Origin of the sequence: Bacillus cereus group sp. MYBK101-2 (assembly GCF_051918845.1) — a bacterium.
In the GTDB taxonomy this organism is placed as follows: domain Bacteria; phylum Bacillota; class Bacilli; order Bacillales; family Bacillaceae_G; genus Bacillus_A; species Bacillus_A paranthracis.
In genome coordinates this window covers 120,929-142,916 of sequence record NZ_JBQAIE010000005.1, presented here as the reverse complement: position 1 = coordinate 142,916, position 21,988 = coordinate 120,929, and the positions used below count along the sequence as shown (strand labels likewise).

The following is a 21,988-nucleotide window of genomic DNA, read 5'->3' as shown; positions in this document are numbered from 1 at the left end:
TATGAAGAGAGGTATTATTGACCGTTTTGAAGGCGAACTAGCAGTTATTGAAGTGAATAACGTAACAATTGATGTACCTAAATCCAAACTCCCTTCCACTGCAAAAGAGGGTGATGTTCTTATAATAGAGGATGATACGTATACAATTGATAAGGATGAAACAGATAAAAGAAGACGTGAAATACAAGATTTAATGAATAAGCTATTTGAATAGTAAAAAAAGAAAATCCTTGTAATACGAATCGAACTATTTCTTCGCATAATTGCATCAGATTGATTAGTTTCTATAAACTAAAAAAAGCATCGCCTTATTGGCGATGCTTTTAAAATCCACTTTTTTGTAAAACACGAATACTATAACCTCTTCTCTAAAAAATGTTGGCTATGTCCTTTCGGATGATCTTCAACAACACCATATTCTCGGTAGCCATGCTTTTTATAAAACTCTGGCGCTTGAAAACTAAATGAATCTAATAATATTAATCTACAACCTTTTTCCTTCGCAATATCTTCAATTTTATGTAATAGTTGACTACCATAACCATCATGACGAACTGAATCATCAACCCATAAAAAATCTATATGAAGATGATAAAAATACATCGTTCCTGTTACCCCGCCAAAGATTTTCCCAGCCTCATCTTTCAGAACAAAACTTACTTGTTCCATCGGCTGTTTTGCTTCATCTGTTAAAATAGACATGTTATATTGAATGACTTTATTCTTTATATATTCTCCTTCTATGCGAGTACCATTCTCTATGCGTTTCATATATCTCTTCCTTTCAACTTAGTAAGCTACCTCTCATTTTTACTTTTCCTTTTTAACATACTAATAAATACGAAACCACCATAAATAACAAAGCATGAAAAGCCAATTATACCTGGTACAAAAACATAGCCTATTCTTATGTAACTTATAACTGCAAAAGAAGCGATAGACAGTAAAATAGATGGCCAAAATAAAAGAGCTGTTTTTCTTCGTCTCTCTTTCTTCTCAGAAACACGTGTACCAAAAAGTAATACAATACAAATGAGGATCGCTGCAAAATAAATAGTATCTAATGACAAATTGTGATCGTATAGTGCGATACCCACTTCAAGAGCAATAATCGTTACAATTAACATAATGATTGTTGATGTCTTTAAGTTTCTTTTCAATTACTCACTCCTAGCATGCTTTCACTATATTCTTTGTATATGTACTTCAAAGCTACTGCAAAAGCTTCATCTACCTCTTTATTTTCACGTCGATTAGGTAAATCTTTTCCCCCAATAACATAAAGAAACGGGAATTTGTTAAATATTCCTATTATACCAATATTTATTGTAGCTGAAGATAGTCCACCTGTCATATGAGCTAAGTGATATGAATGTATTCCTTCATATTCACCTTGCTGTCTTACCATGCCGCTAATAATTGGTTCCCATAATTCTGCTTCTGATTTATACCCTTGAAAAATATGTACTAAAAGTGAAAGAACTTCATTTAATTCTCCAACATTTTTCTCATCTCTAGCGTCCTCTTGTATATGAATTTTTGAAAAATACGTTTGGACATACATTTTCACAGCATCCCATCCACCACAGTACATTACAACTGACTGTGCAACGTAACTATCATGACATGCTATCATCACTTCTACTGCTTTACTAAGTGTTAAATTCCTTCTTCCTTGTAAATGTGGATACAACTGCGCACTATCTTCATTTGGATTAAATTTAACATGATGAAGTATATCATGCCAATTACGTTTATTTTCCTTCACCATTTGCGCTACTACAAATCCGATTACTACTTTTGCTGCCGATGCTAACGGAATATTTAATTCACTATTATATGAAGCAACTATACGATTACTTTTTGCAGAATAAATAGCTATCCCAACATGATCAGATTGTATCTCTTTCATTTTTTGAATGACAGTTTCCATTTTCATTCCTCATTTCATATCGTTTTATCCCCTTTAATCATTCAATATAGAATGTAAAAACCCCTTTTTTGCAGATTAAATAGGCTTTTACAATAAAAAAAGGTAGCATGAATTACTCCTTGCTACCTAAAAGATACATGTTTACGAAAAATCTCTATTCTTCTAAAGGATTTTTAGGACCATTAAGCTCCAATTGATAAAAAGCTAAATCTAGCCATTTATTAAACTTATAACCAGCCTTTTTAATCGTCCCAGCATGAACAAATCCATAGTTTTCATGTAAGGCAATACTTTTCTCGTTTTCCGCATCAATTCCAGCAATTAAAGTCATATATTCTCTTTCTTTGGCAATTGTGATCAATGCTCTCATCAAAGAAGTTCCAATCCCACATTTTCTATATTCCTTATCAACATACACAGAATGCTCAATTGAATATTTGTAGGCAGGCCAAGCTCTAAACGGACCGAATGTCGCAAATCCTACTACTTTATTATCTAGTTCGTATACAAAAATCGGATAACCATCAGCCTTTTTTTGTTCATACCAATCTATTCTATTTTCAAGGGTTACGGGTTTATACGTATATACAGCAGTTGTATTCAGTATCGCATCATTATAAATATCTAAAATGTATATTACATCTTTTTCCGTTGCTTCCCTTATCATCGTTTTCTTCCTTTCATATACGTTCTCTTTTTAACTACCTATTTGTTACACGAACACTAGCTTTTCGAAAGCCATCATAAATGTTTAATGCAGCAGATAAAACGTAAATGAGAATACCCCCACTAATTAGCCACTTTTTAAGTTCTTCCGGAGAAATAGTGAACACATTTGCCACAAACGTAATAAATCCATCGGTAAATATGTGCGGATTTACTACAATTATAATGAATACTATCGTTCCAGCTATTTGGAGAATAGCATTCCCGATTGCCAATCTTTTCGTCCATTGTCCCTGTACTAACTTATAAAGAGATATCGCTATTTCAAAAACAATTATCATCACAACGATTGGCCAATACTGAAGTAACACATCTTGATTAAACGTTGGCGCGACAAACTTCAATCCACTTCCCGTACCACTGTATACGCCAACGAGATGATTCGCATAAAAATAAAGTGTAGCCCATATTGCCGTCCACATTAACCCTCCAAAAACTTCAAACTTGGAGATTGCTTTTTTCTTCGGAATATGCGAAGTGTTTTTCAAATCATCTGGCGTCCACTTTTTTAAACTTGTCGTCAACGGCTCGGTATCTTTGTTTTTATCCGTTCTTTCTAAAATAGCAAATACGAGTGTTAACCAGAAAAATACATGGAGGGCTACTTCAAAAATTTCTCCAATGCCTTTACCTATTACTTGTAAAATAACATTTAATACAGCTTGATCACCAGTATAACTTAAAAAATTTTCTGCAACCATTGCAATGAGTGCAATAACAACTGCAATTGGAATGATCATTTTTAATAATGTCGTATATACATCAAAATAACGCGGTCCAATTAAATGCATCGGTCTATCCAAATATCCATTAGCTAATGAAACCGGACTCCCCAATTTTTCAAGAACCCTTTTTTCATCATCTTCATTATAATCATCAGGCAACATATCCTCAATTGTTGACCGTAGCTCAAGAATAATATCTTCACGATTTTTTTCAGGTAATCTCTTCGCTACTTCCTCGACATAAATATTAATCAAATTCATTCTTGTCCTCCTCCTTTAATAAGTTATGAAGTTCTTTCGAATCCTTTATCCATTCCTTTCTCAACTGCTGGAATATTTCTAATCCGTATTCAGTTAAAACATAATATTTACGAGGTCTACTCTCTGTTTTATCCCAACTACTCGTCACTAGCTCTTGCTTTTCTAACCGGCGAAGTAGTGGATATAAAGTACTTTGATCGATTACGATTCCTGATTTCTCTAATAATTGGACAAGTGAATATCCATACTGCGGCGTTCTTAATTGGCTTAAAACTGCTAATGTTAATGTGCCTCTTCTTAGTTCAGTAATTAACGAATTTAATAAAGCATCCATGTATTCACCTCATTTTCATTACTATATGTCATACAGTATATGTTTTATACTATGTGTCGTACAGTATTAGTGTGACAAAAAAAAAACAATATTTTACCAAAAAACGGATAATAAAAAGCACAAATTTGTAATTTGTGCTTTTCTAGCTTACTTATAACACGCTTAACTTTGTAACTCTGGTAATATAAATTCCCCTTTTTCCTTAAGCAATGGAACAACATCTATAATTGCATCTATATTAATTGCTCCGTAAACATGCGGATATTCTTGGCCGTTAGAAGCAAGTTCATATTTTATTTCTGCTTTTAACAGAGTTAGATCAATTGTTAGTAATAAAACTTCTTCTTCATGACTAAAATGTTTTTCTGCGACTTTTAAAGCTTGTTCAAAAAACGAACAATGAATAAATCCCTCTTCTTTTAATGAGGCTTCATTAATTTCTCCATTTATCTTTGCGATTCCCCAATTTCTTTTCGTTATTACTTTTGTAATCATTGTTATTCTCTCCCCGAACCTTTATATGAAAAAACAAGAGGTCCTTCTTTTTGTTACTAGAAAAGCCTCTTGCGTTTCATTTTTATTTTAATCCGTTAATTAAAGGCGATGCTTCCCCACTATGGAAAATCCATAAATCATGAAGTGATCTCGTACATCCGACATATAGTAACTTCGCATCGTGTTTTGTATTTTTGTAATGTTCTTCATCAACATCAATGAGTAGAACAGCGTCAAATTCTAGCCCTTTTGCCAAGTATACAGGTACTACTGAAATACCACCTTCATATTTACTTTGATCTGCTTCAATGACGTTTACAGCTACTCCTGCCTTTGTTAATTTCTCATATATATCGCGACATTCATCGTCTGTTCTTCCTATTACCGCAATTGTTTTCACATCATCATTTTGTAAATGTTTTAACGTCTTCATAATCTCATTAAATTGATCTTCTGCTTGAATTACTTTGACCTCTTCACCACTACGAAAAACTGGTGTCGCAAGCCCTACTGGAATCTCGGCGTTTTTAATTATTTCGTTCGCAAATTCAATAATTTCTTTTGTAGAACGATAGCTCCTCGTCAGTTCATAATAGCCTGTTTCTTGGAATACTTCCTTAAAAGCACTCCAATCTTCAATCCCTTGGTAATCATAAATCGCTTGAGATAAATCACCTAATATAGTGAAAGAATTACCTAATGTAATTTCTTTTAATACATAAACTTGGAATGGTGAGAAATCTTGCGCTTCATCAATAACGACGTGATGAAATTTCTGCCCGATTTCAATACCTGTTATGCGATGATGTATGTAAATTATAGCGGGTAAATCTTCTACATACACTTCTTTTTTACGACAACTCTTCTCAGTTTCTTTCACAAGTTCCTCGGGTAATACTTCGAGTATTTCTTTGCTTTTCAATATTGAACTATATATTGAAAGCGAGCTCATTTTCGGCCAAAACTTCATATAACTGTTCAATCTCTTTGTCGCTTCTTTTTTTAATAATTTCTTCTCATTTGTTTCGCCATACTTTTTTAGTTCAATTTCAATCCAGCGCTTCATTCGGCCAACTAAACGTTCTCTTCTTTTCTTTAATGGATAATGTTTATACTCAACTTGCATCCATTTTTTTATATCTTCCACTGGAATAACAGCTTTATCCCATGCCTCAAAATTACTTGTTGGCACTAGTTCTTTTTCAAATTGAACCATTTGCTCTTCAATAAAGGACTTAAATTCTAGCGTACCTTTCAATTTACCAAGCATAACCTTTCTTTCATCACGATTAATAGAAAATGCTTCTTTCAACTTTTCTTCTGTCTGCTTCAGTTTCACCGAATTATCTAACGTACGTAATGCCCAGTCCGGAAATGTTGTTTGACTAATATTCCCAACACCTAATTCAGGAAGCACACTCGAAATATAGTCTAAAAACAAACTATTCGGAGCGAATACAATCATTCTTTCAGCTTCTAGTTGCTCACGATATTCATAAATTAAAAAAGCAAGGCGATGTAAAGCGATCGTTGTTTTACCGCTCCCTGCAACCCCTTGAATTAATAATGGCAAGTTTCTTTCCGCACGAATAATATCATTTTGCTCCGATTGTATCGTCGAAACAATATCCTTTAGTTTATTATCTTTATTCTCACCTAATCGATATAGAAGAAAATCATCGGCATGCGAGACATCTTCATTTCCTTTTACATATGTATCAACAACACGTTCTAATTCTCTTTTTCGAATAGAGATATTTCGCTTTAAATAAATATCACCCTCTACTAATCCATCTGGCGATTGATAAAATGCTAGTTCATCACCGCCGGTAAATGAATAAAACATACTTGCGACCGGTGCCCGCCAATCAATTACAATTGGCTTCATCGTATCTTTATCTGAAACACCAACTTTACCAATGTAAATCGGCATAACTTCTTCCTTGCCATCCTCTTGAAAATCTAATCTACCAAAGTACGGTTCTTGTACCCCAATACGTAAGTTTTGTCTATTAGACTCCCTCATACTTTCAAGAATTTGCTCTTTAAAATCATCGCCGTAATAAACTGGAATTTCTTCAAGCTGTTCTAATTGATCATCCATCGTACGTAATGTATCTTTCATTTTTTGTAACTCTTCTTCAAAAATGTTGTTCATTTGATGATTCCCTCCTGTCCGTTCTAATTTTTCAGTCGAAATATAATTGTATTAAAAATCCAATTATAAAGTCAAGGACTTAATTTGTTTTTTCTGAAAAAACTTACTTTTCACCTTTCTAATATTGAAATTCCAATGAGATTTTTACATGATAAGAATATATAACATCTAAATCATACAACTACACATATAATAAAGTGGTTTATACAAAAGCCGCTATTTTCTATTGATTAAAAGGACTTTATACTATCTAACTAAGTTTCCCTTACATACTCTCCAGCTTCTTTTCTAGTTATCTATTATTTCATTGATAAAACACCCAAGGTCACAAAAGTCAAAAATAAGAGTAAAGGAGTCTATTGAAAATGACTGCTACCAAAAGAAAAACCCTTAAGTTACATTTACTTATTTTTGTGTTCATTGTATTGGCAAGTGGCTGGATTGGCGTAATTCTAGATTCTTTTCTAACAGATCAGCCTGAAGGAAACTCTTTAGGCATGGGACTGTGGCTAATATTACCTTTCCTCTCATGTATTTTCCTTAGAGTTATTAGCCGAGATTGGAATGATTTTAGTATAAAACTAAATTTGAAGGCAAACTTTAAATGGTACTTCGTTGCGATACTAATTTATCCGTTCGTTACAGTAATAACGATAAGTTTAGCACTTATTTTTGGAGTAGCTAACATAACTAGTTTTGAAATATATTCGTTATTGTCACTCATATTCATGTCTACTATTGGTAACTTTATTAAAAATATTTTTGAAGAGTTTTCATGGCGCGGTTATTTAACTCCTAAGCTCATTGAACTAAAGTTAAACGATTGGTTTATTTATATTATTTCTGGTTTAGTTTGGGCTCTTTGGCATGCCGCTTATTATTTAGTTTTTTTACCAAATGAATATTTCGAATCTATTTCAAGGTTACATATGCTTTTATCAGGCTGTCTACTTATGGTTTCTTGGTCTATTATGTATGTTGAAATATATAGACTTACAAAGTCAGTATGGCCATGCGTTATCATGCATGCAATTGAAGATGCCGTTCCTACTGTTTTAGTTACAATAACAGGGATTATTACACTTACTAACAGCAGTGATTTTTGGTTAAACCCTATTAGCGGAGTCGTTGCTACTATTATATTTCTTGGAATTGGGATCGTACTAAGATCTATAAGAATTAAAAACGAACGAAAGTTAAATACGAAAAACAGTCAATGATTTACACTATAAAAGCACAAAAAGAGTAAGGAATTAATCCCTACTCTTTTTTTACTTTTATTCGATATGATAAACATTCATTTAAAGACGCTTGCTCTTTATATTTCCTCTCTTCAAAGTCATACGCTCCTCCTGGGAAAATCCCAACTATACTGAAACCAGCCTCTGCACATAAATTACTAATCTCATCTATCGTATAGCAACGTAAAGATTGTGTCACGATATCATTTGAAGAATCCTTTTCCCACCAGTGGTCCAGCATCCTAGCATTTTCACTATCATATTCATATTTTCGCATTGCAGAATAAATCGGCATTTCTTGTCCATTTGCTTTTTCCCAATATAATGGTTGATAAATATCAATAAGTGCACACCCATCATCTTTCAACCAATTATGGATTCGTTTTAATAAAACCAATTGTTCTTCATCTGTCCCTACACCAAATCCATCTAAATAACTAACAACATCAAACTTTTCTTCAAAGTTAATTTTATAAAAATCAGCGCAATGAATCTCAATATCACTAGTAGAATGTTCTTTAGCAAACATAACTAACTCTGGTACAAGCTCAACAGTAGTCATTTTTACATCCAAATTAGACATCGCTCTTGCAAAACCACCATTTCCAGCTCCTAGTTCTAACATCGTTTGAAATGGATATCCAATTTGTTCTTGTACTTCTTTCGCAACTTCCTGCAACCAATTTTCATTTTTTATATCATAGCTTAGTAATTCAAATTGTTTTTTATAAAATTCTTTTACATTTAATTCGTTCATTATTATTCTCCTCCTGTACGTTATTTTTCTACTACAGGTGAGAAACTAAATTTCTGATACCCATGAAAAATCCTCCTTTTGATTTCCCTATATTTACATTTTATCTAAATAATAAGAATTTTTAAAGTATCAAAATAAAAGAGCAGATAATGGACAATTCCACTATCTGCTCTATGGCTGCTATTATTTCCCTTGTTGATACTTCAACCAATCACCAGAAATGATAACTTTCTTTAGCATATTTTTATCTTGAGCGATATACACATATGCCTCTATTTCCCTATCACCATCAAATACTATTTGTGTGATTCGTTCATATAAATCCGTCTCTGCATTACCAGTATATTCTTCTAGTTCGTCTAACTTACGCAATATGTCATCATTTACTTCATAAACTTCTCCATACACCTTTTCTTCATTCGAATAAGTCATCGCCGGATACCCTTCGTTTGTATCAAATAATCCCCCATACGTCCATGCTTCGTCTGCAATGCATATTGCACCTTGCATATAATGAGCATTCGATTGCTTTTTTCTTAACGTGCCATATACAAAAACGTGATGCATAAATCCCTATCCCCTTTACATGTCTCTACTTCCTAATTTGTAAATAAGCACGAATCATAAAGTAACTCACTTCATTCGGAAGTTGTTCTTTAATCGATTTCAGACCACCATCAGCATTCTGCACAGCAGTTTCAATCAGTTGTTCGTATTCTGCAGGAACAAAACTGTTCCAGTCTACTTCCATTCCATCTTCAAAACAACGAATTAAATGATTTTCAATCGTTTGTCTTGATAATCCACGTTCTTTCGCAATTTCATCTAGATTAATACCTTGTTTATACATTTCATACGTTTCCAAATGAGAATTTGCTGAAGCTTTCCCTGATTTCTTCCGCTCTGTCACCACTTCTGTTTTAATAGTTTCAGCATAGTTTGGGTTTTCATCAATAAAGTGCTGAACTGCTTGTAAGAAGTGCGAACCATACTTCACAAGTTTGTGTTCACCAATCCCTTTTACAGTTAAAAGTTCAGAATCGCTTTGCGGCATTTTTGCGCACATATCTTTCAACGTTTGGTCAGAGAAAATAACGAATGGAGGTACCCCTTCTCCTTGCGCAATTTCTTTACGTATTTCGCGAAGTACTTCAAATAAAGGATGATCTTGAACGATTTGTCTTGTCTCTACTCGTTCTTTACGTAAAACATTCTCTTTACCAAGTAACACTTCTTTCCCTTTTTCCGTTACTTTTAGTGTCGGGTAAGTACCATGTTCAACTGCAATTAGCTCGTCTGAAATTAAAAACTCAATAAATTCACTCACTTCTTTTACACTACGATTTGATAAAAGTCCGTAAGTTGGCAAAGTATGAAAATTAAATTCAATGACTTTCTTATTTTTAGATCCAGTTAGTACTTGTGCAATCATTTGTTTACCAAATCGTTGGTTCGTCCTAATTATACAAGATAAAACCATTTGCGATTCTCTCGTCACATCGATACTTTCTCGGTCGTCTGTACAATTACCGCAGCGGCCACAATCTTCTTTTGGTTCTTCTCCAAAGTATTGCAAAATAAATGATTGTAAACATTGTTCTGTATGACAGTAGTCAGTCATATTTTGCAGTTTTTCAAGTTCATTTGAAAAACGAGACTCTCCTGTCGATTGATCAATTAAAAAGCGTTGTACTTGTACATCTTGAGAAGAATAAAGCAATATACATGCACTATCTAATCCGTCACGGCCAGCACGTCCTGCTTCTTGGTAATAACTTTCCATATTTTTTGGAAGTTGATAATGGATAACGTAACGAATATTCGATTTATCAATACCCATCCCAAACGCAGATGTGGCTACCATTACACTCACTTCATCACGTAAAAAGAGTTCTTGTTGCTCATTTCGATCGTTATCACTCATACCGGCATGATATTTTGATACAGAAACTCCCGCTTTCATTAAATCCTCATACAACTGATCAACTACTTTTCTAGTAGCTGCATATATAATCCCAGATTCCTTTTGATTTTGACGAATATAATCCGCTAAATATGCATTACGATCTTGTCCTTTAATAACAGAAAATGATAAGTTCTCGCGCTCAAACGTTGTCATAATCGTGTTTTCTTGATTAATCCCAAGCGTGTTGCAAATATCATCACGAACTTGTGGTGTTGCCGTAGCAGTTAATGCTAATACGAGCGGTTTTTCTGGAAGATAATCTAATATACGGTGTATATGTAAATAGCTCGGACGGAAATCATGTCCCCACTGCGAAATACAGTGCGCCTCATCAATGGCAATCATCGGGATTTTCATATCGATCAGTTGGTCAACAAACTCCATTGAATCAAGTCGCTCTGGCGCTACATAAAGTAACTTATAATGGCCCTGTTTCGCTAATTGAATTCGTTGATTCGCTTCTGTAATCGAAATAGAACTATTAATATATGTAGCTGAAATACCATTTTGTACTAATGTATCTACTTGGTCTTTCATAAGTGATATTAAAGGCGATATAACTAACGTTGTTCCTTCAAATACTAATGCGGGAATTTGATAACAAATTGACTTACCACCACCTGTAGGCATAATACAAACTGTATCTTTCCCATCTAATACATTTTTAATTGTTTCATCTTGTCCTCTTCGGAATGACGAATAACCGAAATAAGACGCTAAAAGTTCTTGTGCTTTTGTAAACAAAAAAGAGTCACCTGCTTTTCTTTATCTTTCATCTACTCCTATTATATCATCTCTTATGCGTCATGAAAGTGATGAATACATGACTAACGTCTTGCTTTTTCATTATTTTATGCTTCTTTACGTTTTAGAAATTGATTAACAACTATAACGAATTTCTAAATAAATACACATTTTATTAATTCTCCTTGAATACTACTAATCTTATACATATGAATTCAGGAGGTTACTATATGAAGCACCATAATATTAGTTTCATCAAACAGAAAGGCGTATCGAACCAACCCCAATTCTCAAATAATGAAGCGTGGAAATATGAATCATACTATAAGTACCAACCATTATTTTCTTATAGAAAGCTTTTTCATTTTCTTTCTCAACTTTTTAAACGTTAATACACGTGCGAAATAGATCGTTCATAATCATTTTCTCAATATGAACCTTATAGACTTAATACAATACAGTTGTTAACATATGAAATATTCTGTTTGATAACCCCCTTAAGTTGACCTGCTTATATAAGCGGGTCTTTTATTATTATTATATATTTCATAACACTATTAGATGTAATTATAAATCTTATCGCCATTTTATAATCTTAATCCACTCACTACAAATGGTGATAATCACAAAAGGTAAAATATAAATGCTTAACATTTAATTATCTAATTCTTTTTTCTCAATACACAAAACGAATTTCACTTGTTACTATAAAGGTACTCCAGATGAGTTTTTGCTCATCGACATTATCTAGTGAAAGGGATCTGCCGCGGGAAGCAGGTCCCTTTCACTTTATTAAAGACTCACTTTCAATTGGACACATTTACCAGGTTTTTTTAATAGAATTTTATGATAATATTACGTAGTCGAGTCCGACATCTCGGCAATACCCTTTTGAGGCTCTGCAACTTCCCTTGCAGAGCCTCTTTTACTTTATATTCAATTTATTTATATATAACGCAATAAAATTCCTCATCTTTTTCCATATCAATTTCTGAAAATAAACGAGGACACGTAACTAATTATAAATTCCCATCATACTTTGAGTTATACATGTTCAAAGGAGTGTTACCGTTTATGTATTCTTATTGGCAATCGTATTACTCCCCCTATCATAACCATTATCTACACTTTGATACATCTGTACGTAATTACAGAATTAGTAAAAATGAGAACTTTTTAAAAGGTTATATGCGTTCCTTATGGGAACAACATGTCGCTTGGACGAGATTAGCTATTATAAGTATTGTCTTTCATTTACCAGACGTAAACGTTACAGTTAAACGGCTTCTTCAAAATGCAACACATATGGGACTATCTCTTGAACCATTCTATGGTGAAGATGCAGTAAAAAAATATAGTGCATTAATTAAAGACCACTTAGTAATTGCAGCAGATCTTGTTAAAGCCGCAAAAGCTGGTGACCAAAACGCAGCTGTCGCTATAGAGAAAAAATGGTACGCTAACGGTGATGAAATTGTAGCGTTTCTTACTAGCATCAACCCATATATACAAAAAGAAGAATTTACACAAATGTTTTATGAACATCTAGCATTAACAAAAGCAGAAGCACTGGCATTTCTAAATAAAGATTATGAAGCAGGAGTAAAATTGTACGATAAAATTGAAAAAGAAGCTTTAGAAATGTCCGACATGATAACAAACGCAATCGTACAGCAATTCCCGCAAGTATTTCAATAACAATAAGCCGATTTGAAAACCAAATCGGCTTATCGAACTTTCTAGCAATGATATTTCACCTGTCCTCTTTACATTTAACGTATATCGATATATTTTATTAATATCCGTTTTTTATAGGAGGAAATAGTTTGATTAACGCCATTGGTCTCGTATTTATACTTACAAATAAACATGAGAAAAAGAAGAAAGTTTATCTAAATGAAAAATTCGCATTAATAGACATTATTGATTCTAAAGAAGTAATTGATGATGAAGGAAACTCACTAGTAGAACTAACATGTAAATACAGTATATATTTAGATGAAAAATACTACTGTAAATCTCTTGATGATTATACTGGACAAGTCTTTCCTTTCTTAAGTGCTAAAATAGGAAAAGGAATTCTCAGAAACTTAAATTATTATTTTTCTTACGTTGATGTATACGATAAAAAACCACCGGTTAAAGAAATTAGACCACTTATGAAACAAGTAACGAACAGATAGCAAAAAATACAAAAAAGAAAGCATCTAACTCTGGATGTTTTCTTTTTTATTGAAAACTCATCAAATTTCATCCTCTTCTAAAAGTATGTATCCAAGCATATTTTAAATTAAAAACATTGGAGGATTAGACTGAATGAAATACTCAGAAACTATTGTAAGTAAACGACTACGAACGCTTAAAATGACGGGTATATTTTCCATGCTAGTATTAATAGCATGGATTGGATATACAAAATTACTTTATGAAAACGGATTTCTTCAAGAAAAAAAGAATTCAGTAGAAGTAATGAATACTAGCATTACAGGAGAAATAGAGCAGCTTTTTCATATCAACTTACAAGGCTATCGAAAAACGAACCTTGATGCTGTTATAGAAGCAAGTAAAACAGGTCCAAGCGAACTATCCCTAATTGAACTAGTCAACAAATCCTGCTCGCGAGATTGCATAGGCGAACCAGTCACATATGTAAACTCAAACAATGGATATATCTTTTATAAGGAATCTAATGGAACTAATGTAGCTATAACGATTAAAAAGAAAGACACATGGTTAATTGTAAAGAAATCTGTTCAACATGGAATATAATCACCCCAAAAAAGAGTACGTATCGTACTCCTTTTTATTATTAATACCCTTCCTCTTCATGCCTACAATGGCATTTCGCTTTTGTTTTACAATGACATTTTTCACACTCACACTTCGGTTTCTCTTTGCAACAACACTCGTGAAAATCATTGCGTTTACATCCATATCTCCCAAACATCAAATCATCCCAAAATTTTTTACAATCTTGAAAATGTCCACAATGACAAGTATTTCTCATAAATATGCTTCCTCCTTGATAGAATGCATCATATTCTATGTTTGAAAGTATACAATGGCTTGTTTGTTAATCTATTTTCTCCATATTATAAGTAGAGTTAAAAGATTACATAAAAATAAAAAACCGTCACATGACGGCTTTTTATTTAGCAAACTATTCTTTTGTATAAAAATATTTAAGTCCTTTAGCATCTAACCACGCTGTCGCTCGATCTAATTCATTCCCTTGGCGATATGCTGTTTCAAATCTAACTAATCCTTGTTTATCTCCATATGAGATAATACGAGATTCATACCCAAGAGCATCCATCATTCCTAACATTTCTACTACTAATGCTGTACCAAATTCATACGTAACAACTTTACTAAATTTATTCACTATAATTCCAACTCCTTCTTGTTTTGTCGATTGTTCAATAGTTTGATTAGTAAACCAAACTAACGGTTTATTTCCCATTAACTTATTTAAATCACATTTTCCTATACCGGCTACATTCCCTGTTTCTGTGTATTGCCAAATATCACATGGGTAGGCTGGTTTGTTACCACCATAACGAGGAATCCATACAAAATCACAATTGACATTTGCCATTCCAAATGGATCATACATATGATGAGCAATATATAAACCAACCTTCTTAGCTCCTAATCTGCGTAATTCATCAATAAAAGCTTGTGCACCCACTCTCATATCGTTCATTGTTTTTACTTCTACGTCAGCTACCCAAACTGTGGCATTTTTATCACCACGGTTCCAAAAGTCTCTCGCCTCTATCCGTGCATCCTCTACTGAAACGAAACGACAGAACGCATAATTACCAAACGGAATATTTTTTGCTTTCATTGCTTGTACATAATTTTTATATAAAGGATCTATATAATTTGAACCATCTTGCACACGTGCAATTACAAAATCTAATTGTGGTGCTGCAATATCCCAGTTAATGTCGCCATTCCATTTCGAAATATCTACAATATAACCCATTATTTAACATCTCCTTTTTCATTATTATATTCAAAGCTTGTTTTTTTGCTATTATCATCTAATAAATAGTATGAGAAGTATTGTATTATTTAGTAATAATTTAAAATTCGGCTTATGTATTGAGAAAATAAAATATTATTACGGATTTAATAAGTAAAGACTTACAAAGCTCTAAACTATAATCAGTAGGAGGCCACAAGCAGTACAATTCCCAGCTAATTTCTTAGCTTCATCCGAATTTTGAGGTATGAATTTTACTGTCCATTAAAGCGGGATACACAAAACCACCTTTCTGACAGGTGGTTTTGTGTACTACTTTACATATACATTATCCATATTTATAGTTACATAATTATTAATTACTTAATATACTTGTTAGCTAAAAATAAGACAATTTTTAGTTTTTAATCAAACTAATTTTCGTTTTATCTCAAGTACTCATAGTACCATTTACGTGCATCTAACCAAGCTGTAAATTTATCGATATTTCCGGACGGATAGCCATTCGTTATAGCATAACCAATGCCATCTTTCTGAACGACAATTTGTCCATCAATACCCGCATCAACCATCGCCTGAGCCAAAGCTTGTAAATTGCTAAATGCTACACCACCAGTTTTTACTTTGAGCAAGTCCGTTGCACCTCCTCCAGTTTGTCCTGTAAGAGCAAATACAATAGAATTAGCGATTTTATCAACATTCCATTTTGCCATGTCGGATTCATTATCAATAAATCCTAATTCAATAAGAATAGCCGGTGCCTTCGTTCCATTTAATACCGCTAAATCTGTACGTTGTTTCGCACCTCGATCACGCCATCCAATATCTTTTGCTAGTTGAGCTGATATTTTAGCTGCCAAATCTTTCTGATCATAATACAAAACCTCAACACCCTGTCCATTTCCATCACTTGCATTAAGATGAAAAGAAATAACTAAATCCACAGCATGGGAATTGCTATTCCGAATGATATTATTTAAATTTTGTGATTGAGTTGTCCCTACCTCGTCCGTATCGTCATAAACCGTGTGTCCTAGGGATCTTAACTTAGCCGCCACAGCATCTTTAACTTGCCTATCTAGAACGTGTTCTTTCCGATTCCCAAAATTAGCCCCTTGAACAATACTATTGTGTCCTCCATGCAAACTATATCTGGCCATTATTTATCAACATCTCCTTTCTTAATATCATATTCAAAACTTGTCTTATTGCTATTCCCTCTTACAATCTTAACTGTCCCCATACATCCTACATTTTCTAAAGGTGAAGGCAAATCGTTTTCGATATAAAAAGTGGTGACACGAACAAAAAGCATCACCTTTTTGGCGATGCTTAAAAACTCTATTTTACGTTTTAATTCCCTAAAAACAGTTTAAGCTCATGGTGACCGAAACTATACTTATATTTCCTCCTCTTCCTTCACTGCCTCTTTCAACCTCTGCAACATATATCCAATTCCTTTACATCCTTCTAACGGATATGTAATCATTTCTTCTGGATATAGCTTTGTTACTACTTTTTTATGCTTTTTCCCTGCAAGTAAGACGATTTCGTCAAACTGTAGTAAACTTTTATCTACCATCTGTTTTTGTAATTGCTCTATACTTATTACCTTATCGCTCTTTGAATCAAACGCAAGATCATAGTTTTCTAGTACAATATCATTTGGCCTTAAAAATCCATGCTTCGCCGATAATATAACCCAACTCTCAAAAAACATTGTTGCATATGCCTGACATGCTTTTCCGAACGGGCTAATATATACATCTTTTGCTTCCATCGGTCCGTAATCAGGATACTTATCCCAAATTTTCTTCTTTCCGCATGGAATTATGCATAACCTTCCCATATATTTCTTACCTCTTCTCCTGCATAAGTAATGTTAATTATTTTATACATTTTGCCCTCAACATGCTATATAATGATATTAAATATAAAAATTACATCTTTTACCATATGACCATCTTCTTTACTAATAATTCACTTTTTTAAGATTTGAACCCCCATTACCCTATTTAAACATAGTACCTTCTTGTAAATATTATAATACTATAAACAATAGTATATTTACTTTTCAAAGCCCTTAATAATAATTAAAATATATAAATAATCAAATAGGATATCTTTAGAAGGAGGTGAACAAATGAAAAATATACTCCCTGCACTAGTACTCTATATTATAATTTGCATAATCGCTATGATCGCTCCATCATCCCAAGGCTATAATCATATTGGCTGGAAATTGTTTGTTGGGCAAGCGTATGCCCTACCTATTTTCCTAATTACAGCTATTATTACATTTTATATAAACAAGAAAAAATCTACGAATAAACAGTTATAAGGATAGCGAATGCTATCCTTATTTTAATTCATTGATCACATCCAAAATAACACTTGCAGTACTTTCTATCCTTTCTTCCGAAAAATCAAACGTGACACCTGTTTTTTCATATATTTCTTGTATAGATAAATTCCAATCTGCATTCGCACCTTCTTTAAAGAAAGCAATCGTTTTTTCTGGGTCTTCCCGGTACATTTGAAACAATTGCATTGCTCCTATTTGTGCAATTGCATATTCAATTTTGTAAAAAGGAAACTGAACATAGTGAAATGACTCTATCCAACTTGCACCGATTTCATCCTCTAATCCTGCAAGGTCGACTGTTGAATATTGATATCTTTTGCATAGTTCGGCGTATTTCTTATCACGTTCTTCTGGTGTATGGTTTGGATTCGCATAGATCCAGTGCTGGAATACATCTCCTACAATTGACGACATTAATAAAGACAAAGCACGATATATTTGTACGCGTTGCACTTCTTTATATTCATCCTCTTGCTTATAAAAAACATTCAGCTTATCCATTACTAATAACTCAAGACTGAGGGAATAAAGTTCAGCCACCTCTTCGCGCAGATATCTTTCCTGCATACTACTATCGTTTTTAAATTGTTTATAAAAATGAAATGCATGCCCCACTTCGTGTATAAGTGCATTAATTGCATAAAATGAAGGACTAAAATTAGAATACACAAAAACCTCTTTACTATGAGGCAAGGTAAAACAAATAGCTCCTGGTGCTTTATTTTCACGTTCTTCTACGTCAATGCATCCAGCTTTCCTTATATGAATAAATTTCTCATAAAAATATAAATCTGTCTTTCGAAATATTTCTTCCACACCATTTAATAAATCAATCACATTTTGGAATGGGACTTTTGGTAAACTACATGGAGAAAGATCCCAAGGACGATACGTTTTTACACCGAGATTCTTTTTAGAAATACTTCCTAACTGTTTCCAAATTTGTACAACATACTTTTCTATAGATTCATGGAGCTTATAACAATCATCAATACTGTAATCTCTGTTTTTTTGTTTAAAAGCATATTCACTATAATTATTAAACCCTGCATTTAAAGCTATCTCATTCCGCAATTGTATGAGTTCATTCATAATACGATCCACTTCTGGTTTCACTACACTCCTTGCTTCACATAAAGCGTACCAAGCTTTTTCGCGAATAGCTCTATTTGGGTTATCTAGCTTTGCTTTAACGTGTGCATACGTCTTTTGCTCGCCTCCCCAATTAATTGTTATGTTAGACATTATTTCTCTATATTTCGTAATGCACTCTTGCTCTTTAATAGAAAGAGAAATGTTTTTTTCATTAAACATTTTACTCTTTACAAATCTTGCTTTTTTCATAAATCCATATTTTCGCTCATCTAATAAGTCAGAAAACGGACACTCTATAAATTTTTGGTCAAACTTTGCAGTGTATCTTTTTAAAAGTGGTTGAATTGTATTTTGATTATACAAATGTAAATCACGCATATTTCTGTCATTTGTATCCCTATACGTGGCGATTAAACTACTTGTTATCTCCTCTTCTATTTCAGCGTTTACACGCAGTTCATCGAAAAGCCAACTTTCTAATTCTGAAACAGAAGTAATATTTCGCTCTAAAAGTGACTGTAATTTACTCTCCAAATCATTAAACATACACAATCCTCCTATTTTTAATTTTCTGTTTTTTAGAGAAAGAAAAAGACAAGTAGCCAATCTGACTACTTGTCTTTTTGTTAAATCATACTCAATAATATTAAGCTTGGAATGCTTCTGTTAATACTGGTACGATTTGTTTTTTACGAGATACTACACCTTTTAATGTAGCAGTATTGTTTTCTAGAGATACGTTGTATGCTTTCTCAACAACGTTTGCTGCTTTACCGATCGCAAGTCCGACAGAATCGTTAGTTAAGATATCAGTTACAACGAATAAGAATAGGTCTAAACCTTTTTCTTCTACTACTGCAGAGATAACTTTTTCAAGTTCAGCTTGGTGTACAAGAACGTCATTTGTATCAACAGCGTTTACTTGTGCGATTTCAACTTTCGCATTACCCATTTGGAATTCTTTAGCGTCAAGAGAGATTAATTGCTCCATTGTTTTTCCGCTTAAGTCAGCACCAGCTTTTAACATTTCTAAGCCGTATTTGTCAGCATCTACACCAGCGATTTCCGCTAATTCACGAGCTGCTGCTACGTCTTGCTCTGTGCAAGTTGGAGATTTGAATAGTAAAGAATCTGAAATGATTGCAGATAACATTAAACCTGCAACTTCTTTACGAATTGTAACACCGTTTTCTTTGTACATTTTGTTTAAGATTGTAGCTGTACAACCAACTGGCTCACAACGGTAGTAAATAGGATCGCTTGTTTCAAAGTTAGCAATACGGTGATGATCAATAACTTCTAACACACGAACAGATTCGATATCGTTAGCACTTTGTTGACGCTCGTTATGGTCTACTAAAATAACGTTGTCCACTTCGTTTGCAACTGTCTCAACAAAACGCGGTCCTTCTACTTTAAAATAGTCTAACGCAAATTGAGTTTCACCGCTGATTTCGCCTAAACGTACAGGCTCAGCATTCATTCCTAATTCTTTTTTCAATTCTGCATAAGCAATTGCAGAACAAATTGCATCTGTATCTGGGTTTTTATGCCCGAAAACTAGTACTTTTTCCATGTTTTCCACCTCTTCATGAAAAGGATATCTTAAAGAAGCAAATATGACAATATTTAAAGCATAATTTTTTATAAATAATTGCACTTTCTTCTATATTTTTCATCGTTTTTCGTAAAAAAGATCATCTAAAATGAATTAGATGATCGAAATGTATACTTTATTTAAAATAAAGTAGGAACTTGTGCTACATGATTTAGCACGTTATTTGATGGTAAACCGTTATTTACAAGGTTAACATCTATAACTTGATAAAATGCATTTCCAGTATCCGCTATTTCCCACACAGCTAAAATAAGGTGATATCCATTTCTATCAGTAGGCACATTTGCTTCATGTGTTACGGAAGTTCCAGGTCTAGCTCCTCCATCATTTTTCACATAGAAAGGCACTAAATCTAAATCAGACCTCGTTAAAGGCTTGTTTGGATTCCAATCTTTTTTCGTAATATAATATTTCCACTCTTTCGTACTATGAGGTGCGGTTAGTTTCCACTTAAATGTATTCGTCCCGCCGTTTAACGTAACTTTTTTCCACCTATCAACTGTTTGAACGTCTAAAGCAGGGAAATGGCCAGCTCCTGCGATTTGACCATCAGAAGGTCCTAATTGCGGGAATCCACCTATTCCTTCTACACTTTGCGGCTCATATTGAATCGGACCGCAGTTTACATTTACCCCTTGCTTACATAAATAAGAACGGCTCGCTGGTGATTCTACGTATCCATGAGCTGAAGCTTTTTCTGAAAAACCGAAAGTTAACAATCCTGTAAGTAATATCCCACCACTTAATATAACTTTCTTTACCTTCTGTAAACCTTTCGTTTTCATCTCGTCATCCCCTTTCCCATAATAAAGCGAAAATAACTATAGTTGCCTAGTCATCTTCTCTACATCCATTATAAGTCGAGGAACATTACGAAAAGAACCCTCTAAAAACTTTCTCAAATTCAATTAGCACATTAATTAAATTCAAATAACACCGCTAGAGAAATATAGACGGTGTTAAAAATCAAACTTTATTATTTTAAGCATGACAGCATTTTAATCATCACTTATAAAAATTTATAATAAATAACTGTGGCATCTAAATTACCATTTGGAGAAATTGCGTATTCTGGTATTTTTCCAGCTTCTTGATAATCTAATGATTTATACAATTTATTCGAAGGATCTCCTTCTCTAGTATCTAGCACTAAAAGAGTCCTGTTTTCTTGCTTCGCTCGTTCCTCTGCTTTGCGCATAAGTGAACGTCCAATGCCATTACGTCTAAAGTTTGGATGAGTCATTAACTTACAAATTTCAGCTCTATGAATCCCATTAGGCTTTGTAACTAAATGTAATTGAATACTCCCTGCCACTTCATTATTTATTTTAGCAACATATAAGATCACTTCTGGTGCTAAAACAGTTTCCCAATATTTCGCTGATTCTTTTTGATCCAGTGGAGGTAAAAAACCAATTGATGCCCCATCATTTACAACCGTTTTCAAAAGTTCAGAAAGCTCTTCCATATCATCATTTATTTTCTTAATCTCTTCAATTACTAAATTTTGCATTACTAATCCCCCTTTTGTTTCATTGTACCAATTTTTAAAGCAGGAATAATGATATACTAAGATGAA

24 protein-coding genes are annotated in these 21,988 nt (G+C 33.4%); 6 read left to right on the top strand and 18 right to left on the bottom strand.

The genetic code is table 11. The features are described 5' to 3' along the window. Nucleotide 1 precedes the first annotated feature (1 nt). On the top strand, nucleotides 2-214 hold the full coding sequence (locus ACTFSI_RS13110) for a DUF3006 domain-containing protein (RefSeq protein WP_000820164.1): 213 nt from the start codon (nucleotides 2-4) through the stop codon (nucleotides 212-214). 140 nt (nucleotides 215-354) lie between these two features. On the opposite strand, the gene ACTFSI_RS13105 is transcribed toward ACTFSI_RS13110, so the two are convergent. The 8 genes from ACTFSI_RS13105 to ACTFSI_RS13070 form a co-directional block, all read right to left on the bottom strand. Further along, nucleotides 355-771, bottom strand: a complete 417-nt coding sequence (locus tag ACTFSI_RS13105) for a GNAT family N-acetyltransferase (RefSeq protein WP_044792169.1) — start codon at nucleotides 769-771, stop codon at nucleotides 355-357. A gap of 26 nt (nucleotides 772-797) precedes the next feature. Next, nucleotides 798-1,160 carry a hypothetical protein gene (locus tag ACTFSI_RS13100; protein ID WP_138321894.1) on the bottom strand — a complete coding sequence of 121 codons (363 nt, stop codon included), beginning with the start codon at nucleotides 1,158-1,160 and terminating at the stop codon, nucleotides 798-800. Continuing rightward, the gene (locus ACTFSI_RS13095; protein WP_044792165.1) at nucleotides 1,157-1,933 is read right to left on the bottom strand and encodes a serine hydrolase; all 777 of its coding nucleotides are present in this window, start codon (nucleotides 1,931-1,933) and stop codon (nucleotides 1,157-1,159) included. Before ACTFSI_RS13095 ends, ACTFSI_RS13100 begins: the two co-directional genes overlap by 4 nt. A 154-nt stretch (nucleotides 1,934-2,087) precedes the next feature. Further along, nucleotides 2,088-2,600, bottom strand: coding sequence for a GNAT family N-acetyltransferase (locus ACTFSI_RS13090; RefSeq protein WP_000617502.1), 513 nt, complete (start codon nucleotides 2,598-2,600; stop codon nucleotides 2,088-2,090). Nucleotides 2,601-2,634: 34 nt separating this feature from the next. Beyond that, nucleotides 2,635-3,645: an HAAS signaling domain-containing protein gene (locus ACTFSI_RS13085; protein ID WP_138321893.1), complete on the bottom strand. Its 1,011-nt coding sequence runs from the start codon at nucleotides 3,643-3,645 to the stop codon at nucleotides 2,635-2,637. Beyond that, on the bottom strand, nucleotides 3,632-3,979 hold the full coding sequence (locus ACTFSI_RS13080; protein ID WP_138321892.1) for a PadR family transcriptional regulator: 348 nt from the start codon (nucleotides 3,977-3,979) through the stop codon (nucleotides 3,632-3,634). Before ACTFSI_RS13080 ends, ACTFSI_RS13085 begins: the two co-directional genes overlap by 14 nt. A gap of 162 nt (nucleotides 3,980-4,141) precedes the next feature. Continuing rightward, nucleotides 4,142-4,474 (bottom strand): DUF952 domain-containing protein, encoded by a 333-nt coding sequence (locus ACTFSI_RS13075; RefSeq protein WP_044792161.1) that lies wholly within the window; start codon nucleotides 4,472-4,474, stop codon nucleotides 4,142-4,144. Between the two features lie 82 nt (nucleotides 4,475-4,556). Beyond that, the gene (locus tag ACTFSI_RS13070) at nucleotides 4,557-6,632 is read right to left on the bottom strand and encodes a HelD family protein (protein ID WP_440045425.1); all 2,076 of its coding nucleotides are present in this window, start codon (nucleotides 6,630-6,632) and stop codon (nucleotides 4,557-4,559) included. 365 nt (nucleotides 6,633-6,997) lie between these two features. Here ACTFSI_RS13070 and ACTFSI_RS13065 point away from each other — a divergent pair, with 365 nt between their 5' ends. Further along, nucleotides 6,998-7,852 carry a CPBP family glutamic-type intramembrane protease gene (locus ACTFSI_RS13065; RefSeq protein WP_000127500.1) on the top strand — a complete coding sequence of 285 codons (855 nt, stop codon included), beginning with the start codon at nucleotides 6,998-7,000 and terminating at the stop codon, nucleotides 7,850-7,852. 40 nt (nucleotides 7,853-7,892) lie between these two features. Here the strand turns inward: ACTFSI_RS13065 and ACTFSI_RS13060 are convergent, their stop codons facing one another. The 3 genes from ACTFSI_RS13060 to recQ all read right to left on the bottom strand — a co-directional run bounded on the left by ACTFSI_RS13060 (nucleotide 7,893) and on the right by recQ (nucleotide 11,340). Continuing rightward, a complete protein-coding gene (locus ACTFSI_RS13060; protein ID WP_138321890.1) occupies nucleotides 7,893-8,630 on the bottom strand; it encodes a class I SAM-dependent methyltransferase in 738 nt (245 codons plus the stop codon). Nucleotides 8,631-8,813: 183 nt separating this feature from the next. Beyond that, complete coding sequence (locus ACTFSI_RS13055; protein WP_138321889.1) at nucleotides 8,814-9,197, bottom strand: gamma-glutamylcyclotransferase family protein; 384 nt, start codon at nucleotides 9,195-9,197, stop codon at nucleotides 8,814-8,816. 25 nt (nucleotides 9,198-9,222) lie between these two features. Then, nucleotides 9,223-11,340 carry a DNA helicase RecQ gene (recQ, locus tag ACTFSI_RS13050; protein WP_138321888.1) on the bottom strand — a complete coding sequence of 706 codons (2,118 nt, stop codon included), beginning with the start codon at nucleotides 11,338-11,340 and terminating at the stop codon, nucleotides 9,223-9,225. A gap of 1,074 nt (nucleotides 11,341-12,414) precedes the next feature. Here recQ and ACTFSI_RS13045 point away from each other — a divergent pair. The 3 genes from ACTFSI_RS13045 (at nucleotide 12,415) to ACTFSI_RS13035 (ending at nucleotide 14,109) form a co-directional block, all read left to right on the top strand. Then, a complete protein-coding gene (locus ACTFSI_RS13045; protein WP_070806231.1) occupies nucleotides 12,415-13,038 on the top strand; it encodes an acetylglutamate kinase in 624 nt (207 codons plus the stop codon). Nucleotides 13,039-13,166: 128 nt separating this feature from the next. Next, complete coding sequence (locus ACTFSI_RS13040) at nucleotides 13,167-13,523, top strand: hypothetical protein (RefSeq protein WP_000606237.1); 357 nt, start codon at nucleotides 13,167-13,169, stop codon at nucleotides 13,521-13,523. Between the two features lie 133 nt (nucleotides 13,524-13,656). Beyond that, the gene (locus ACTFSI_RS13035; protein WP_138321887.1) at nucleotides 13,657-14,109 is read left to right on the top strand and encodes a hypothetical protein; all 453 of its coding nucleotides are present in this window, start codon (nucleotides 13,657-13,659) and stop codon (nucleotides 14,107-14,109) included. Nucleotides 14,110-14,500: 391 nt separating this feature from the next. Here the strand turns inward: ACTFSI_RS13035 and ACTFSI_RS13030 are convergent, their stop codons facing one another. The 3 genes from ACTFSI_RS13030 to ACTFSI_RS13020 all read right to left on the bottom strand — a co-directional run bounded on the left by ACTFSI_RS13030 (nucleotide 14,501) and on the right by ACTFSI_RS13020 (nucleotide 17,180). Continuing rightward, the gene (locus ACTFSI_RS13030; protein ID WP_000540603.1) at nucleotides 14,501-15,331 is read right to left on the bottom strand and encodes a GH25 family lysozyme; all 831 of its coding nucleotides are present in this window, start codon (nucleotides 15,329-15,331) and stop codon (nucleotides 14,501-14,503) included. A 425-nt stretch (nucleotides 15,332-15,756) separates the two neighbouring features. Beyond that, nucleotides 15,757-16,491, bottom strand: a complete 735-nt coding sequence (locus ACTFSI_RS13025) for an N-acetylmuramoyl-L-alanine amidase (RefSeq protein WP_000135293.1) — start codon at nucleotides 16,489-16,491, stop codon at nucleotides 15,757-15,759. A gap of 239 nt (nucleotides 16,492-16,730) precedes the next feature. Continuing rightward, nucleotides 16,731-17,180: a DUF6884 domain-containing protein gene (locus ACTFSI_RS13020; protein WP_000532994.1), complete on the bottom strand. Its 450-nt coding sequence runs from the start codon at nucleotides 17,178-17,180 to the stop codon at nucleotides 16,731-16,733. Nucleotides 17,181-17,474: 294 nt separating this feature from the next. On the opposite strand from ACTFSI_RS13020, the gene ACTFSI_RS13015 reads away from it, so the two are divergent. After that, the gene (locus tag ACTFSI_RS13015; protein WP_000789867.1) at nucleotides 17,475-17,672 is read left to right on the top strand and encodes a DUF4017 family protein; all 198 of its coding nucleotides are present in this window, start codon (nucleotides 17,475-17,477) and stop codon (nucleotides 17,670-17,672) included. An 18-nt stretch (nucleotides 17,673-17,690) separates the two neighbouring features. On the opposite strand, the gene ACTFSI_RS13010 is transcribed toward ACTFSI_RS13015, so the two are convergent. The 4 genes from ACTFSI_RS13010 to ACTFSI_RS12995 all read right to left on the bottom strand — a co-directional run bounded on the left by ACTFSI_RS13010 (nucleotide 17,691) and on the right by ACTFSI_RS12995 (nucleotide 21,922). Continuing rightward, the gene (locus ACTFSI_RS13010) at nucleotides 17,691-19,337 is read right to left on the bottom strand and encodes a M3 family oligoendopeptidase (RefSeq protein ID WP_440045424.1); all 1,647 of its coding nucleotides are present in this window, start codon (nucleotides 19,335-19,337) and stop codon (nucleotides 17,691-17,693) included. A gap of 100 nt (nucleotides 19,338-19,437) precedes the next feature. Next, nucleotides 19,438-20,367: a manganese-dependent inorganic pyrophosphatase gene (gene ppaC, locus ACTFSI_RS13005; RefSeq protein ID WP_000416850.1), complete on the bottom strand. Its 930-nt coding sequence runs from the start codon at nucleotides 20,365-20,367 to the stop codon at nucleotides 19,438-19,440. 161 nt (nucleotides 20,368-20,528) lie between these two features. Then, a complete protein-coding gene (locus ACTFSI_RS13000; RefSeq protein ID WP_000850065.1) occupies nucleotides 20,529-21,194 on the bottom strand; it encodes a lytic polysaccharide monooxygenase in 666 nt (221 codons plus the stop codon). Between the two features lie 224 nt (nucleotides 21,195-21,418). Next, complete coding sequence (locus ACTFSI_RS12995) at nucleotides 21,419-21,922, bottom strand: GNAT family N-acetyltransferase (RefSeq protein ID WP_001180577.1); 504 nt, start codon at nucleotides 21,920-21,922, stop codon at nucleotides 21,419-21,421. Nucleotides 21,923-21,988: the final 66 nt, after the last annotated feature.

What these genes read in the sequence shown, in the direction of transcription:
- ACTFSI_RS13020 (WP_000532994.1), bottom strand. Translation starts at nt 17,180, where the DNA reads ATGGGAAGGTTATGCATAATTCCATGCGGAAAGAAGAAAATTTGGGAT.
- ppaC (WP_000416850.1), bottom strand. Translation starts at nt 20,367, where the DNA reads ATGGAAAAAGTACTAGTTTTCGGGCATAAAAACCCAGATACAGATGCA.
- ACTFSI_RS13085 (WP_138321893.1), bottom strand. Translation starts at nt 3,645, where the DNA reads ATGAATTTGATTAATATTTATGTCGAGGAAGTAGCGAAGAGATTACCT.
- ACTFSI_RS13090 (WP_000617502.1), bottom strand. Translation starts at nt 2,600, where the DNA reads ATGATAAGGGAAGCAACGGAAAAAGATGTAATATACATTTTAGATATT.
- ACTFSI_RS13035 (WP_138321887.1), top strand. Translation starts at nt 13,657, where the DNA reads ATGAAATACTCAGAAACTATTGTAAGTAAACGACTACGAACGCTTAAA.
- ACTFSI_RS13095 (WP_044792165.1), bottom strand. Translation starts at nt 1,933, where the DNA reads ATGGAAACTGTCATTCAAAAAATGAAAGAGATACAATCTGATCATGTT.
- ACTFSI_RS13070 (WP_440045425.1), bottom strand. Translation starts at nt 6,632, where the DNA reads ATGAACAACATTTTTGAAGAAGAGTTACAAAAAATGAAAGATACATTA.
- ACTFSI_RS13045 (WP_070806231.1), top strand. Translation starts at nt 12,415, where the DNA reads ATGTATTCTTATTGGCAATCGTATTACTCCCCCTATCATAACCATTAT.
- ACTFSI_RS13110 (WP_000820164.1), top strand. Translation starts at nt 2, where the DNA reads ATGAAGAGAGGTATTATTGACCGTTTTGAAGGCGAACTAGCAGTTATT.
- ACTFSI_RS12995 (WP_001180577.1), bottom strand. Translation starts at nt 21,922, where the DNA reads ATGCAAAATTTAGTAATTGAAGAGATTAAGAAAATAAATGATGATATG.
- ACTFSI_RS13060 (WP_138321890.1), bottom strand. Translation starts at nt 8,630, where the DNA reads ATGAACGAATTAAATGTAAAAGAATTTTATAAAAAACAATTTGAATTA.
- ACTFSI_RS13025 (WP_000135293.1), bottom strand. Translation starts at nt 16,491, where the DNA reads ATGGCCAGATATAGTTTGCATGGAGGACACAATAGTATTGTTCAAGGG.
- ACTFSI_RS13075 (WP_044792161.1), bottom strand. Translation starts at nt 4,474, where the DNA reads ATGATTACAAAAGTAATAACGAAAAGAAATTGGGGAATCGCAAAGATA.
- ACTFSI_RS13010 (WP_440045424.1), bottom strand. Translation starts at nt 19,337, where the DNA reads ATGTTTAATGATTTGGAGAGTAAATTACAGTCACTTTTAGAGCGAAAT.
- ACTFSI_RS13030 (WP_000540603.1), bottom strand. Translation starts at nt 15,331, where the DNA reads ATGGGTTATATTGTAGATATTTCGAAATGGAATGGCGACATTAACTGG.
- ACTFSI_RS13065 (WP_000127500.1), top strand. Translation starts at nt 6,998, where the DNA reads ATGACTGCTACCAAAAGAAAAACCCTTAAGTTACATTTACTTATTTTT.
- ACTFSI_RS13015 (WP_000789867.1), top strand. Translation starts at nt 17,475, where the DNA reads ATGAAAAATATACTCCCTGCACTAGTACTCTATATTATAATTTGCATA.
- ACTFSI_RS13080 (WP_138321892.1), bottom strand. Translation starts at nt 3,979, where the DNA reads ATGGATGCTTTATTAAATTCGTTAATTACTGAACTAAGAAGAGGCACA.
- ACTFSI_RS13105 (WP_044792169.1), bottom strand. Translation starts at nt 771, where the DNA reads ATGAAACGCATAGAGAATGGTACTCGCATAGAAGGAGAATATATAAAG.
- ACTFSI_RS13055 (WP_138321889.1), bottom strand. Translation starts at nt 9,197, where the DNA reads ATGCATCACGTTTTTGTATATGGCACGTTAAGAAAAAAGCAATCGAAT.
- ACTFSI_RS13000 (WP_000850065.1), bottom strand. Translation starts at nt 21,194, where the DNA reads ATGAAAACGAAAGGTTTACAGAAGGTAAAGAAAGTTATATTAAGTGGT.